Here is a 14,365-nt window from a genome sequence, read left to right on the forward strand (position 1 = left end):
CCGCCCCCTTGAACACGGAGATAGAAATTAATTTCCCTGCGCCCGCTCGGCCTTGCGCTTGGCCCTTGAATTCGGTTTGCCTGCTGGCGGGCCGTCGTTCTTGGCGAAGCCCGGCTTGCCGGGCTTTTTCGCCCAGGGCTTCTTGTCGGAGCGCTCGGAAACGCCGCCCTCGCCTGCATGCGCCCGCTCCGGTTTGCGGTCGGACTTCCATTTCGGCTTCGGGCCGTCATTCGAACGCGGTCCCTTGTCGGCGAAGGGCTTCTTCTTTGCGAAGCCGCCTTCCCGCTTGGCCTGCTGGAAATCCGGCATGCCGGCAAGCGGCTTGACGCGGATACCGCGCTCCAGCGTCTTGTCCGGGCCGATGGCCGCGAGGAAGCGCTCGAAACTCTCCTGAGAGAGCTCGACGAAAGTCTCCTCGGGCTGCATCTTGATGGCACCGATGTCGCGCTTGGTCAGGTTGCCGTTGCGGCAGAGCATGGGAATCAGCCAGCGCGGCTCGGCATTCTGCTTGCGTCCGACAGAGAGCGATACCCAGGCTCCATCGGTGAAATCGTTGCGTCCCGCAGACGAGCCCTCATCGCGAGGCGTGACCGGAAAGTCATCCCGACGCGGCTTTCTGCGCTCGCCTTCTGCCGGCACGTCCTGCAATTCCTCGGGCGCGGAGTGACCGGCGCGGTATTGCCGCAGGAACGCGGCGGCGACCTGCTCGGCGCCATGGCGCTGCAGCAGCTGCTGCACGATCGACTGCTCGTCTTCGGCAAGCGCAGCAGTAAAGACGGGATCGGCGAGAAGACGCTCGTCGTCACGCTGGCTCACCTCGTCGGCCGACGGCGGCTTTGCCCAGGTGGCGCGGATGCGGGCGGCTTCCAGCAGGCGTTCGGTGCGACGACGGGCACTCAGCGGCACGATCATGGCGCTGACGCCCTTGTTGCCGGCGCGGCCGGTGCGGCCGCTGCGATGCAGCAGCGTTTCCGGATTGGTCGGCAGATCGGCATGAATGACCAGTTCCAGCCCCGGCAGATCGATACCGCGGGCCGCGACGTCCGTTGCGATACAGACGCGGGCGCGGCCGTCGCGCATGGCCTGCAGGGCGTGCGTGCGCTCGTTCTGGCTGAGCTCACCCGACAGGGCTACGACCGAAAAGCCGCGATTGTTGAACCGCGCCGTCAGATGATTGACGGCAGCGCGCGTCGAGCAGAAGACGATGGCGTTGCGCGCCTCATAGTAGCGCAGCACGTTGATGATGGCGTTTTCCCTGTCGCTCGGTACCACGGTCAGCGCGCGATAGTCGATATCGACATGCTGCTTGGCCTCGGAGGCGGTGGCGATGCGGACGGCATCGCGCTGGTAGTTTTCGGCAAGCTTGGCGATCGAGCGCGGCACGGTTGCGGAAAACATCAGGGTGCGGCGCTCGGAGGGTGCTGCTTCCAGAATGAACTCCAGATCTTCGCGGAAACCGAGATCGAGCATCTCGTCGGCTTCATCAAGCACGACGGCCTTCAGTTCGGAGATATCGAGCGAATTGCGGCGAATATGATCGCAGAGACGCCCCGGCGTGCCTACGACGATATGGGCACCGCGTTCCAATGTCCGCCGCTCCGTACGCATGTCCATGCCGCCGACGCAGGAGGCGATCGTCGCCCCCGTCAGGCCGTAGAGCCATTCCAGCTCGCGCTGGACCTGCAGCGCCAGTTCGCGGGTCGGCGCGATCGCCAGCGCCAACGGAGCGCCGGCGCGGCCGAAGCGTTCGGCACCGTCGAGCAGGCCGGGCGCCAACGCCAGACCAAAGGCAACCGTCTTGCCTGAACCGGTCTGAGCCGAGACAAGGGCATCCTTGCCGGCGAGGCCGGGATCGAGCATCGCCTTCTGTACCGGCGTCAGCGTTTCATAACCACGCTTCGACAAAGCCTCGGCAATCGCAGGAGCGATGCCTTCGAAATCAGTCATCATCTGTCTTTCGGAATTCTTCGCACACCCTCAGGCGGCGATCATCGTGGTTCGCACGTCGCGAACCTCTTCTTCAGGCCTGCACATACTTGTTCGGCAGGCCGATGTACAGAGCAGAGGCGCTTTCCTGCACGGTGAAACGAAAAAAAGGCAGCGAACCGCGCTGCCTTTGAAGTTGATGCTGTCTAAAGCAAGCTCGAGTCGGTGAACTTCATGTCTCGGGAGCCAGGGCGGCTCCAATCCGCTCCAGCTCATGCGAACGGTCTCAAGTTGGCCTTTACCTTTGACCAAGCTTTCTTAACACGGGGTTACCAGCGGAGGGTCATCGTTTGCCCCTCAATTTTAGGGACGAGCTCAGCTTTTGAGTTCTTCCAGCCCGGCAAAGAGATCCAGCGCTTCCGGATTGGCGAGCGCCTCCTTGTTCTTGACCGGGCGGCCATGCACCACCTCGCGCACGGCAAGCTCGACGATCTTGCCGGATTTCGTGCGCGGAATATCGGCAACGGCGATGATCTTGGCCGGCACATGACGCGGCGAAGCGCCGGTGCGGATGCGGGTCTTCATCGCCTTGACGAGATCCTCCGTCAGCGACACGCCCGCAGCAAGCCGTACGAAGAGCACGACACGGACATCGTCGTCCCAATCCTGGCCGATGCACAGCGCTTCCAGAACTTCGGGGATCTGCTCGACCTGATTGTAGATCTCGGCGGTGCCGATGCGCACGCCGCCGGGATTGAGTGTCGCATCCGAGCGGCCATGGATGATGAGGCCGCCATGAACGGTCCATTCGGCGAAATCGCCGTGGTACCAGATATTGTCGAAACGCTCGAAATAGGCGGCGCGATATTTGGCGCGCTCCGGATCGTTCCAGAACATGACCGGCATGGAGGGGAAGGCCTTCGTGCAGACGAGTTCGCCCTTTTCGCCACGCACCGGCTTGCCTTCGTCGTTCCAGACATCGACGGCGAGGCCAAGCCCCGGCCCTTGGATCTCGCCGCGCCAGACGGGCTGCAGGGGATTGCCGAGCACGAAACAGGAGACGATATCCGTGCCACCGGAAATCGAGGCCAGCTGGATATCGTCCTTGATCCCCTCATAGACGAAGGTGAAGCCCTCGGGCGATAGCGGCGAGCCGGTAGAGGTCATCAATCGCAGGCTCGAAAGGTCATGCGACGTCTTCGGCGTAAGGCCGCTCTTGTGAACTGCGTCGATATATTTGGCCGAGGTACCGAAGACTGCGAATTTTTCTTCCTGCGCGTAGTCGAACAGGACGTTACCGTCGGGCGCGAAGGGCGATCCGTCGTAGAGGCAGAGCGTCGCGCCGGCGGCAAGGCCGGTCGCCAGCCAGTTCCACATCATCCAGCCGCAGGTGGTGAAGTAGAAGACCTTCTCGCCCGGCACGACGCCGCAATGCAGGCGGTGTTCCTTGATCAGCTGCAGCAGTGCGCCGCCGGTGGAATGCACGATGCACTTCGGAACGCCCGTGGTGCCGGAGGAAAACAGGATGAACAGCGGGTGGGAGAACGCTACAGGCACAAATTCGACGGCCTTCACCTCGAAGGGCGCGACCATATCCTCAAGAGTTTGCGCATTCGGCGTAGCCGCGACTATCGCGGCGGCATTGCCGGCGTAGGGCACAATGACGGTGGGCGCTTTCAGGCGCTGCGCGATGGCGCTGACCTTCGTAGTGACGTCCTGCAGCTTGCCGCCATACCAATAGCCGCTGCAGGCGATGAAGAGCTTCGGCTCGATCTGGCCGAAACGATCCATGACGCCCTGCTCGCCGAAATCCGGAGAACAGGAAGACCAGATCGCGCCGATCGAGGCGGCGGCCAGCATGCAGGCAATGGTCTCCGGCATGTTCGGCATCATCGCCGCCACACGGTCGCCCTTGCCGATGCCCAGGGCACGATAGGCCTGCTGCAGGCGCGATACCATCGCGGCCAACCGGTCCCATGACCAGCGATCACGCACCTTGTCCTCGCCCCAGAATACCAGCGCATCACCCTCGCCGCTCCTCGACAGCAGGTTTTCGGCGAAATTCAGCTCGGCATCGGGAAAGAAGCGCGCCTCGAGCATGATGTCGCCGTCGATCAGCGCCCTCTCTCCCCGCTTGCCCTTCAAACCGCAGAAATCCCAGACTTCGGTCCAGAATTTTTCTCGTTCGGCAATGGACCAGGCGTGAAGCCCGGCGAAATCCGACATCGAAAGGCCAAAACGCCGGTTGCATTGTTCCATGAAGGTAAACATCGGGCTCTGGCTGCGGAACTCTTCCGACGGCGTCCAAAGCGGCTGCTGATCCTGCATATTTCTCCCTCCCGCTTTTCGCTTGATATAGCGATGCTGCAGCGCATTATAAAATCATGGTGCTGCGGGTATTGCCAGTGTGTGATGTTTGCATCCGGCAAACATTTCCTATATCCGGCAAACGCAGGCAGATTATCCCTTTCAGTTCGCGAGTCTCCACGGGATCATGAGAGCTTCGAAAAACAATAAATGGTGGTTTACGATGCGATCGGCTTCGCGCTGGCTGCCTGCCGTTGCCCGCACAACCGGCATCATTCTTCTCACGATTCTCATTGTGTTCGCTGTCTTCAGAGCGACTGCGCCTTTCCTGATTTCCAGCGGGCTGGTGCGCTCCGGTATCGAGAAGGCACTGTCGGAATGGACGGGATATCGCGCCCAGATCGACGGCGATCCGACGCTGGAATTCTGGCCGACGGCGCGCGTCACGCTCAATGGCGTGACCATCCGCGAGCCGACGCGGAACGGCAAGGTTCTCGGCCATGTCGACAGTCTTTCCGCTGATTTCTCGCTCTGGTCGGCCATTCGCGGCCATGCACGCTTTCATGAGTTTCATTTCCTGCGCCCGATCCTCTATATCCGCCGTGACGATAACGGCCTGATCGACTGGACGAATGAAGGCCGTCTTTCCAAGGCCATCGCCCAGGCGGAAGCGTCTTCCGGCCAGGGCATATCGATGCGCAAGGACCAGGATGCAGCCATCGGCATGCTGACCATCGAGGATGGCAGCGTCGAGATGACCGATGAACGCAGCGGCAATATCTACCGGCTGAATGGCGTCAATGCCGATATTTCATGGCCGCGGCTCTCGCAGGCGATGGCTGCCGTCATTCTCGCGCGCTTCAACGGCCAGGACATCAAGCTCAATTTCGATTCCGCTCAGCCTCTGCTGTTCTTCGCCGGCAAGAGCGTCGACGCGAAGACGAGCCTTGCCTCATCGCTGATCAGCGGAACCTATTCCGGCGTCACCAGCCTGTCTGACTTTTCAGCCTTTGCGGGCAATCTGGAGCTCAGCGTTCCGAATGTGCCCTCGTTCCTGGCCTGGAGCGGACAGCACCTGCCAGCGGCCGATGCCCTCAAGAATGTTTCGCTCAGCGCCGATATTGCGGCGATCGAGAAGGGCCTGCGCTTCAATAATCTCAGTTTCAAGGTCAATGATTCCACGGCGTCCGGCATCATGGATCTGAATTATACGACGGCAGGCAAGCCGAAGATCTCCGGCACGCTCGCCTTCGACCAGATGAATCTCAATCCGTTCCTCGCCGCCTTCTCCATGCGTCTTGCCGCCGAGACCGCCATCGATGCGCTGCTCAACGGCAATCCGCTGCAGCGGCTCGACCTCGATCTGCGCCTATCGTCGAACAAGGCGGCACTCGGTCCCTTCCAGTTTGAAAATATCGGCGCCAGCCTGCTTGTGGCGGGCGGCAAGGCGAAATTCGATATCGGCGACAGCGGCTTCGAGAGCGGTTCGCTGACCGCTCACCTTGAGGTCGCCCCCGGCGATTTCGACGGCGGCGGCAAATTGCAGATTTCAATCAGAAATGCAGATTTCGGCGGTCTCTTCACCCGGCTGAAGCTGATAGGCCCGCTGCCGATGCCGACGTCGGGGTCGCTGGATCTGTCGCTCGGCACCTCCAAACCGATCTGGGTCGCAACCCTCAGCGATGTCGCCGGCACGCTGCATTTCAGTTCGACGGCAGGCACGTTCCGCGAGTTCGACATTTCCGGCTTCCGGACGCTTGCAGCTGAAAAAACCTTCTTCCGGATGAGCGACATCGCCAATGCATCCTTCGACTTCGACAGCATCAATGTCGACGCAAGTTTTGCGAAGGGATCCGCCGAAGTGAAGAATGCCTCGATCGCCGGACGCAACGAAACGATCACGTTCAACGGCGTCGTTCCCTTCCGCACCAATGGCCTTGCTCTTTCCGGCGCGATCGAGGCGACATCGCCCTCCGATGCGGACGAGTTGCCGATGCTGCCTTTCTTCATCGGAGGCAGCTGGCCAAACCCGGTCGTTTCTCCGGTCGCGACGCTGCTGCAGAAGCCGGTACAGCCGCTGCAGCAGCAATAATCTCCGGGATTATTTCGGCCGTCGCGCCTCAGGCCGCGGCGGCTGCCTGCTCGTCTCTCTGGCGCTGCACTTCGCGGCGCTTGGTGACGATGGAAGCGCAGATGACGCCGACGGCGACGACACCGATGAGGATCGTGCAGATGGCGTTGATCTCCGGCGTCACGCCGAGCTTGACCTGGCTGTAGATCAGCATCGGCAGCGTTTTCGCGCCTGCACCCGAAGCAAAGGTCGCAATCACCAGATCATCGAGCGACAGCGTCAGGGCCAGTACCCAGCCGGAAAAGACGGCCGGCGCGATGATCGGCAGCGTCACCTCGAAGAAGGTGCGCACGGGCGGCGCGCCGAGATCCATCGCCGCCTCCTCGATCGAGCGATCGAAGGTCAGCAGGCGGGACTGAACGACGACGGCGACGAAGCACATGGTCAGCGTCGTATGCGCCATGACGATCGTCCAGAAGCCGCGATCGACACCAGAGGTAACGAAGAGCAGCAGCAGCGACAGGCCGGTGATGACATCAGGCATGACCAGCGGCGCATAGATCATGCCCGAAAACAGGATGCGCCCGCGGAACCGCGTGTAGCGCACAAGCGTAATTGCCGCGAAGGTGCCGAGCACCGTGGCAATGGTCGCCGACAGGAGCGCGATGCGCACCGTCAGCCAGGCGGCATTCAGCATGGTGTCGTTGCTGAAGAGGTGCACGTACCATTGCGTCGAGAAACCGCCCCAGACCGTGACCAGCCTGGAACTGTTGAAGGAATAGATCACCAGCAGCAGGATCGGCAGGTAAAGGAAAGCCAGGCCGAGCGTGACGGAGACGATGTTGAAGCGGGACCAGCGGGTCATGAATTATCTCCCCTTCTCGTCGGCCTTGGCCTGGAAATGCTGGAAGAAGACGATGGGGATGACCAGCACCAGAAGCAGGATGGTCGCCACCGCCGAGGCCAGCGGCCAGTCGGTGTTGCTGTAGAACTCCGTCCAGAGCACCTTGCCGATCATCAGGGTTTCGGAGCCACCGAGCAGGTCGGGAATGACGAACTCGCCGACAGCGGGGATGAAGACCAGCATGCAGCCGGCGATAACACCAGGAAGCGAGAGCGGAAAGGTGACGCGCCAGAAAGCGCCGATCGCCGTGCAGCCGAGATCCTGCGCCGCCTCTATCAGCGTGCCGTCCATCTTTTCCAGCGCCGAATAGAGTGGCAGCACCATGAAGGGCAGATAGGAATAGACCATGCCGATATAGACGGCGGTATTGGTGTTCAGGATGACAAGCGGCTGGTGGATGATGCCGAGCCCCATCAATAGCTGGTTCAAGAGACCCGTGGTGCTGAGGATCGACATCCATGAATAGACGCGGATCAGGAAGCTCGTCCAGAAGGGCAGGATAACCAGCATCAGCAAAGTCGGCCGGATCGTGCGCGGCGCCTGCGCCATGCCGTAGGCGATAGGATAGGCAATGATGAGGGTCAGGAGCGTCGAGATGCCGGCGATCTGCAGGCTCTGAATGTAGGCGCTCATGTAAAGGGGATCGCCGGTCAGCCATGTGTAATTGTCGAACGACATGGTCTGCAGCTTGTCCCACCAGTCGCCGAAGCTGTCGCTCCAGGCGAAGGATGGATCATAGGGCGGGACCGACAGCGCCTTGGTCGACAGCGAGATGCGGAAGACGATGAGGAACGGCGCAAGGAAAAAGACCAGCAACCAGGCATAGGGAACGATGATCACGAGGCGCTGATAGATTAGGGAACCGAGCGCTCTCATGATCAATCCTTCAGCAAGACGCCGGCATTTTCGTCGAAGGAGACCCAAACGTTCTGGTCGTAGGCGAAGGGCTCCTCCACCGCGCGCACGGCGTTCAGCGACGAGGCCTTGACCACCTGCCCCCCCTTCAGCTTGACGTGGAAAACGGTCATGTCGCCGAGATAGGCGATATCCCATATCTCGCCTTCGGCGGCATTGACCGAGGCATTGGCCGGCGGGCGTGGTGTTACCCGAAGCTTTTCCGGGCGGATGGCGAGGCTCGCGCGGCTTCCCGCCGACTGTGCGCCGCCGGAAGCGGTGCGCACCGTGAAGCCGGAATCGACCGATATCTCGACGATGCCCGACTGCGCCGAGGTGACGTTGCCGTCGAGGATGTTCACGTCACCGATGAAGTCGGCGACGAAGCGGCAATTGGGCGCCTCGTAGATCTCGGCCGGCGTTGCCACCTGTACCACCTTGCCGTGGCTCATGACCGCGATGCGGTCCGCCATGGTCATCGCCTCTTCCTGATCGTGGGTGACGACGACGAAGGTCAACCCCAGGCTCTGCTGCAGATCCATGAGTTCGAACTGGGTTTCTTCGCGCAGCTTCTTGTCGAGCGCGCCGAGTGGTTCGTCGAGCAGCAGCACCTTCGGCCGTTTGGCAAGCGAGCGCGCCAAAGCCACGCGCTGGCGCTGGCCGCCGGAAAGCTGGTTGGGCTTGCGCCTGGCGAATTGCTCCAGCTTGACGAGCTTCAGCATTTGCGCGACGCGATCGTCGATCTCCGCTTTCGGCATGCCGTCCTGGCGCAGGCCGAAGGCGATATTCTTTTCCACCGACATATGCGGAAACAGCGCATAGGACTGGAACATCATGTTGACGGGGCGGCGATAGGGCGGCGTGCCGGCAAGATCCTGGCCGTCGAGCACGATTTCGCCCGTCGTCGGCTGCTCGAAGCCGGCGAGCATGCGCAAAAGCGTGGACTTGCCGCAACCCGAAGCACCCAGAAGAGCGAAGAATTCGCGATTGTAGATATTCAGGGAGAGATTATCGACGGCGGTGAAATCACCGAACTTCTTCGTCACGTTCTTGAAGGAAATGTAAGGCTTGGCCGAAGGGTCGGTCCAAGGAGCAAAGGAACGCCGGATATTACCGAGTGACTTCATTATCTATCCCCAAATGGATATCGGGCGAGCTTTCGTGGTGCCAGCTCTTCCCCATCCCGGCACGCTCGCGATTTTTGCTTTATAAGGAAAGGCCCGGACGTTGCCGTCCGGGCCGCTTCGATTTATTGGCCAGTGGTGACCTTTGTCCACAAGCGCGTTCCCAAGCGCTGCGTTTTCGAGTCCCACGGGGTCAGTGTGAACAGCTTCTCGCGGACCGCATCGGTCGGATAGACGGCCGGATCCTCCAGCACGTCCTTGCTCACGAATTCCTGCGACGCCTTGTTGCCGTTGGCATAGGTAGTGAAGTTGCTCGCTTTGGCGATGACTTCCGGCTTCATGATGTAATTGAGGAAGATGTGCGCCTCTTCGACATGCGGTGCATCGGCGGGGATCGCCATGACGTCGAACCACATCTGCGCACCCTTCTTTGGGATCGAATAGCTGATATTCACGCCGTTCTTGGCCTCAGCAGCTCGGTTGCGGGCCTGCAGCACGTCGCCGGAATAGCCGAAAGCAAGGCAGATATCGCCGTTGGCGAGCGCATTGATGTATTCGGAAGAGTGGAACTTGCGCACGAACGGCCGGATCGACGTCAAAAGCTCTTCGGCCTTCTTGAAGTCTTCCTGCTTGGTTGAGTTCGGATCGAGACCCAGATAGCGCAGAGCCGCCGGAATGGCGTCGGTTGGCGAATCCAGCATGTAGATGCCGCAATCCTTGAACTTGGCGGCAAGCTTGGGATCGAAAATCACGTCGATATCAGGCGCCTCGTCGGTGCCGAGGATCTGCTTCACCTTGTCGACATTGTAGCCGACGCCAGTGGTGCCCCACATATAGTCGATGGCGTACTGGTTGCCGGGGTCATAGGTGGCGATGCGCTTCTGCACCGTATCCCACATGTTGGAGATGTTCGGCAGCTTGGATTTGTCGAGCTTCTGGAAGACGCCGGCCTTGATCTGGCGTTGCAGGAAGTAAGCCGTAGGCACGACAATATCGTAGCCGGTCTTGCCCGCAAGCAGCTTGGTCTCCAGGGTCTCGTTCTGGTCGAAGGTATCGTAGACGACCTTGATGCCGGTTTCCTTGGTGAAATCCGCCAGGATCGAATTATCGATGTAATCCGACCAGTTGTAGATATTGACGACCTTGTCTTCTGCCTGAGCGACCGTTGCCAGCGAAACGACAGCGAATGCCGTCGCTGCAAGCCGTGCGAACATGGACTTCATAGTCTCTCCTGTTTTGTTCAAGGGCATCCAGACGACACCCAACCCTCTGTTTTTCCCGTTAGACTAGAAAGGAAATCTGAAGGCGACAAGGGGAAAAGCGTGGGCTCACACTCTTTCGCATCTTTGCCATCCATCGTCCGCAAGACACGCTCGCCCACGGGAAAGCAGATATCGCGGCGATGCGTTACGCATAGGTCGGGCGCTTGCCCGCAAAAAGCTCGGCATGGCTTTTCAAGAGCTTGGCCATGCGGTCGACCACGGTGCGGATTTCCCTTCGGTGCCGGTCGGCATTGTTCATGACGATCCATTGCCGGTGGCGGAGAGACGGGATTTCCTCGCCGACTCGTTCCAGCCTCGGCTCCTGATCGCCGACAAAGCAGGGCAGAACCGCGATACCGGATCCGGCGAGCACGAGATCATGAAGCGAGCGCGGCCGGCTGACCGTGAAGGCGATCTCCTCCCGCCTGTTTTGATAGGGCCAGCGCAGATAGGCCGATACCGCCTCCTCCTCCGCTACCGCGATCCAGCGCTGCGGACCGGCAAAGCGCATGTTGCGGGCCTGATAGGCGGCATAGGCGACGTCACCGATCTTGATGGCTGCGAGATTGGTTTCCTCCGGCTCGAAGGCGCGGATGCCGATATCGCTCTCGCGATGGGCAAGGCTGGCCCGACGCTCGCCGAGATGCAGATCGATGCGGAATCCGTCCCGCTCCGAACAGATCGTCGGCATGTTCTGGCTGAGCAGCCAGCCGACCCATGTGCCGGCGGCGATGCGGACGACGGACATGCCCTGCCCGTCGCGCCGCCAGCCGTCAACCTTGCGGGCGGCAGCTTCCATTTCCAGCAGCTGATCGAACAGGGCCTGGCCGTCACCGGTCAGCGTGTAGCCGGCCTGGCTGCGCTCGAAGAGGGGCCGACCGATGCGCCCCTCCAGCTCCAGCATCCGCCGACCGATCGTTGCCGGGCTCAGGCCGCTCGAAGCGACCGCTCCGGTCAGTCCACCGCCGCGGGCGACATCGAGAAAGAGCTGATAGGAATCCCATGTAGCGTTTTTCATAATTGAAAAACATAGGGTGAAAACGGCTGTTTATAAAGCAAATTCTCATGAGTAGTTAAGGCGATGCCCAAACCATGGAGACGTCTCATGCTGGAAAGCATCGCTTTGGCCAAGGCCATCGAAATACAAAGCCAGGCGCGTGAAGAGCAATGGCGCCAGAAGGAGGATCTCTTCTACCTCGACTACGGGCGCGAAACGCCGCGCCCCTTCCTCTGGATCGAACGGATGATCGCCGTCTTAAGCGCCCATCGCAAGCCGATAGAAAAGGCGGACCGGCCGGAAATTGGCCGATCCGCCTGTGATGGCAACGGTTGCGGCGGTCAGGCTGCTTGCTCTCGAATATAGCCGACGCTGTATCCGGCTTCGATCTTGAACTGCTGGATCAGGTGCAACAGGGCGTCGGCTTCGGAGGCGAGCTCGCGGCTTGCTGCCGTAGTTTCCTCCACCATGCCGGCATTCTGCTGCGTCATCTGGTCCATGTGATTGACCGAGGAATTGACCTCCTGCAGCGCGCTTGCCTGATCGTGGCTGGCATGGGCGATCATCTCCACATGCTGGCTGATCGTCACGATCTGGCTGCTGATCTGCGCCAGCACCGAGCCGGCCTCCTGCACGAACTGCGAACCGGAGGCGACCTCCTCGGTCGACTTGTTGATCAGCCCCTTGATTTCCTTGGCGGCAGCGGCCGAGCGCTGTGCCAGCTCGCGCACCTCCATGGCGACCACGGCGAAACCTTTACCGGCGTCGCCGGCGCGGGCGGCTTCGATGCCGGCATTGAGCGCCAGAAGATTGGTCTGGAAGGCGATCTCATCGATGACGCCGATGATCTGCTCGATCCGGCGGGAAGCGTCTTCGATGCGCGACATCGCATCGATGGCGTTGCCGACGACGATGGAGCTGTCATCGGCGCTGCGCTTGGCCTCGCGCACGATCGCATCCGCATCCTTGGCGCGTTCGGCGGAGGAGCGGACCGTGTTGGTGATTTGGTCGACGGCGGCGGCGGTCTGCTCCAGCGAAGCCGCCTGCTGCTCTGTACGCTTCGACAGGTCCTCGGCGGAGGCGGCCATCTGGGCGCCGTTGCTCTGGATCATCTCGACATTGCTGCGGACCTGGCTCAGCGTCTGCTGCAGGCGCGACAGCGAACTGTTGAAATCCTGGCGCAGTTGCTCGAGACGACCGATGAAAGGCCTGTCGATCGTCGCGGAGATGTCACCCTGGGCAAGACGTTCCAGGCCGGCCGCAAGCTCGCTGACGGCATGGTCGATCTGGCGGTCGAGTTCGCGCTTTTCAGCGTCGTTGCGCTGGCGCTCATGTTCCGCGGCGGCGCGCTCCTCGTCGCTCTGCTCCTCGATGCGGATCTTCGAGATGGCGTTGTCTTTGAAGATGCCAAGCGCGCGGGCCATGTCGCCGATTTCGTCACGGCGCTGTTCGCCGGAGATCGCAGTCTCCAGCATGCCGTCGGCGATGCGGCGCATGGCGGCGGTGATCTGGCCGATCGGGCGTTGCAGTGTCAGGACGAGCGCGATGCCACCAGCAACCGAGAGGATGATGCCAAGGGCGGTTGCCAGAATGGAGATGTAATTCGCCTGACTGCGCTCGGTGCCCGCGCTCTGCTTCTGCGTTTCGGCGAAGGCGGTGAGCTGGCCCCAAACCTGATCGAGCTGCTGGCGGGCGCTGGCATATTCGGTGATGCGCTGCGTGATGATGTCGACCAGCTTGCCGCCGGCTTCATCCATCGACTTGATCGCCGGACGGATGGCCGAGTCAATGTCGCTGGCGAAATCCATGCTCTTGGCGCTCTGGTTCAGCGTATCGATATCACCGCCGAGCTTGGAGATTTCCTGGCGCAGGCGGACGAGATTGTCCTTGTTCGTATTCGCGTCGAAATCCGCCAGAACGAGCTGCAGCGAATAGACCGAATCCTCGAGGCGTCGCGTGTCCTGAAGGACCGAATTGGTCTGCGCGACGCGGGCGTCGAGGGAGACGAAGGTCGTGGTTGCCTGGCGCATCATCTGCGTTGCCGCCAGCTGCGTGTAGGTCGAGGTCTGACGGAAACGTGACAGCAGCCGGCTGATGGCTGCGATAGTATCGTCTGTCGGCACGTCGGTGCTTTCCGTGAAGGCGGCAAGATCCTTGATCGTGCTCACCAGCGACTGAACCACGCTCTTCTGGTTCTGCGGCAATGCAAGATCGATGGAACGTTGTGCCTTGTTCAGATCCGACAGCCGGTCTTTCAGGAGCTTGACCTTGTCGGCCGGCGTCGCCGCCTTGTTGAAATCTTCCGCAACGGAGGCCAGCATATCGCCACCCTTCAGCAGACGGTCGGCGGAACGCAGTGTGGAGGTCGCGTCCGCCTGATCCTGGCGCATCCGATCTTCCAGCTGCTGGCTGTTGAAATTGACGTTGAAGCGGGCACTGATCAATGCCCTCTGGGCGTCATCGATCGTCTTACGAAGCGAGACCTCCTGCTCATGCAATGTCCATAGCCGGCCTACGAGATTTGCCATATCGGCGGTCTTGGCGGTGGCGTCAGTCAGATTGTCACGCCCATCCGCATCCGCACCGAGCTGGCCGAGAGTGGCATTCAGCACGCCCTGCTGCGACTTGATATCCTGGTAGAGTTTGTCGCGCTGCTGCGTATTGGTGATGCGCAGGAAGTCGTCCATGGAGCCGTAGAGGTTCTTGAAGCCGGTCAGCGACTGCAAGACGCTGTTGGAAATCTCCATGCGTCCCTGGAGCAGTCCCGACGCGTAAAGCCCGGTGAGGCCAACGGCGGAAATGCTGATGACGAACGGCAGGACGAATATGAGGACCTTCGTCTTGATCTTGAAACGCGACAATATCTTATCAATGAACATA

Annotated in this window: 10 protein-coding genes; 2 read left to right on the forward strand and 8 right to left on the reverse strand. The window is 60.9% G+C overall.

What is annotated here, in order from left to right:
• Positions 1 to 27 precede the first annotated feature (27 nt).
• Entirely contained in the window at positions 28 to 1,947 is a 1,920-nt protein-coding gene (locus PH552_RS23885) for a DEAD/DEAH box helicase (RefSeq protein ID WP_112344410.1), read from the reverse strand.
• Positions 1,948 to 2,301: 354 nt separating this feature from the next.
• On the reverse strand, positions 2,302 to 4,254 hold the full coding sequence (locus tag PH552_RS23890; RefSeq protein WP_285166318.1) for an acetoacetate--CoA ligase: 1,953 nt from the start codon (positions 4,252 to 4,254) through the stop codon (positions 2,302 to 2,304).
• 166 nt (positions 4,255 to 4,420) lie between these two features.
• Here PH552_RS23890 and PH552_RS23895 point away from each other — a divergent pair, with 166 nt between their 5' ends.
• Positions 4,421 to 6,325 carry an AsmA family protein gene (locus tag PH552_RS23895; protein ID WP_112344409.1) on the forward strand — a complete coding sequence of 635 codons (1,905 nt, stop codon included), beginning with the start codon at positions 4,421 to 4,423 and terminating at the stop codon, positions 6,323 to 6,325.
• Between the two features lie 28 nt (positions 6,326 to 6,353).
• Here PH552_RS23895 and PH552_RS23900 read toward each other — a convergent pair whose 3' ends face one another.
• The 5 genes from PH552_RS23900 to PH552_RS23920 all read right to left on the reverse strand — a co-directional run bounded on the left by PH552_RS23900 (position 6,354) and on the right by PH552_RS23920 (position 11,506).
• Positions 6,354 to 7,169, reverse strand: a complete 816-nt coding sequence (locus PH552_RS23900) for an ABC transporter permease subunit (protein WP_112344338.1) — start codon at positions 7,167 to 7,169, stop codon at positions 6,354 to 6,356.
• Between the two features lie 3 nt (positions 7,170 to 7,172).
• A complete protein-coding gene (locus PH552_RS23905) occupies positions 7,173 to 8,084 on the reverse strand; it encodes an ABC transporter permease subunit (protein ID WP_112344337.1) in 912 nt (303 codons plus the stop codon).
• 2 nt (positions 8,085 to 8,086) lie between these two features.
• Positions 8,087 to 9,229: an ABC transporter ATP-binding protein gene (locus tag PH552_RS23910; RefSeq protein ID WP_112344336.1), complete on the reverse strand. Its 1,143-nt coding sequence runs from the start codon at positions 9,227 to 9,229 to the stop codon at positions 8,087 to 8,089.
• Positions 9,230 to 9,351: 122 nt separating this feature from the next.
• Positions 9,352 to 10,440: a polyamine ABC transporter substrate-binding protein gene (locus tag PH552_RS23915; protein ID WP_245430451.1), complete on the reverse strand. Its 1,089-nt coding sequence runs from the start codon at positions 10,438 to 10,440 to the stop codon at positions 9,352 to 9,354.
• 193 nt (positions 10,441 to 10,633) lie between these two features.
• Positions 10,634 to 11,506 (reverse strand): LysR family transcriptional regulator, encoded by an 873-nt coding sequence (locus PH552_RS23920; RefSeq protein ID WP_113250979.1) that lies wholly within the window; start codon positions 11,504 to 11,506, stop codon positions 10,634 to 10,636.
• 87 nt (positions 11,507 to 11,593) lie between these two features.
• Between PH552_RS23920 and PH552_RS23925 the strand changes: the two genes are divergently transcribed.
• Positions 11,594 to 11,851 (forward strand): hypothetical protein, encoded by a 258-nt coding sequence (locus PH552_RS23925; protein ID WP_112344333.1) that lies wholly within the window; start codon positions 11,594 to 11,596, stop codon positions 11,849 to 11,851.
• Here the strand turns inward: PH552_RS23925 and PH552_RS23930 are convergent.
• On the reverse strand, positions 11,827 to 14,364 hold the full coding sequence (locus PH552_RS23930) for a methyl-accepting chemotaxis protein (RefSeq protein ID WP_183763222.1): 2,538 nt from the start codon (positions 14,362 to 14,364) through the stop codon (positions 11,827 to 11,829). The genes PH552_RS23925 and PH552_RS23930 overlap by 25 nt on opposite strands.
• Position 14,365 lies beyond the last annotated feature (1 nt).

It is taken from the genome of Rhizobium aureum, from assembly GCF_030182495.1.
Classification (GTDB): domain Bacteria; phylum Pseudomonadota; class Alphaproteobacteria; order Rhizobiales; family Rhizobiaceae; genus Rhizobium; species Rhizobium tropici_C.

Excerpts from the sequence above, each read along its gene's own strand:
- PH552_RS23930 (WP_183763222.1), bottom strand. The coding sequence starts at position 14,364 with ATGTTCATTGATAAGATATTGTCGCGTTTCAAGATCAAGACGAAGGTC.
- PH552_RS23900 (WP_112344338.1), bottom strand. The coding sequence starts at position 7,169 with ATGACCCGCTGGTCCCGCTTCAACATCGTCTCCGTCACGCTCGGCCTG.
- PH552_RS23885 (WP_112344410.1), bottom strand. The coding sequence starts at position 1,947 with ATGACTGATTTCGAAGGCATCGCTCCTGCGATTGCCGAGGCTTTGTCG.
- PH552_RS23905 (WP_112344337.1), bottom strand. The coding sequence starts at position 8,084 with ATGAGAGCGCTCGGTTCCCTAATCTATCAGCGCCTCGTGATCATCGTT.
- PH552_RS23910 (WP_112344336.1), bottom strand. The coding sequence starts at position 9,229 with ATGAAGTCACTCGGTAATATCCGGCGTTCCTTTGCTCCTTGGACCGAC.
- PH552_RS23895 (WP_112344409.1), top strand. The coding sequence starts at position 4,421 with ATGAGAGCTTCGAAAAACAATAAATGGTGGTTTACGATGCGATCGGCT.
- PH552_RS23925 (WP_112344333.1), top strand. The coding sequence starts at position 11,594 with ATGCTGGAAAGCATCGCTTTGGCCAAGGCCATCGAAATACAAAGCCAG.
- PH552_RS23890 (WP_285166318.1), bottom strand. The coding sequence starts at position 4,254 with ATGCAGGATCAGCAGCCGCTTTGGACGCCGTCGGAAGAGTTCCGCAGC.
- PH552_RS23920 (WP_113250979.1), bottom strand. The coding sequence starts at position 11,506 with ATGAAAAACGCTACATGGGATTCCTATCAGCTCTTTCTCGATGTCGCC.
- PH552_RS23915 (WP_245430451.1), bottom strand. The coding sequence starts at position 10,440 with ATGTTCGCACGGCTTGCAGCGACGGCATTCGCTGTCGTTTCGCTGGCA.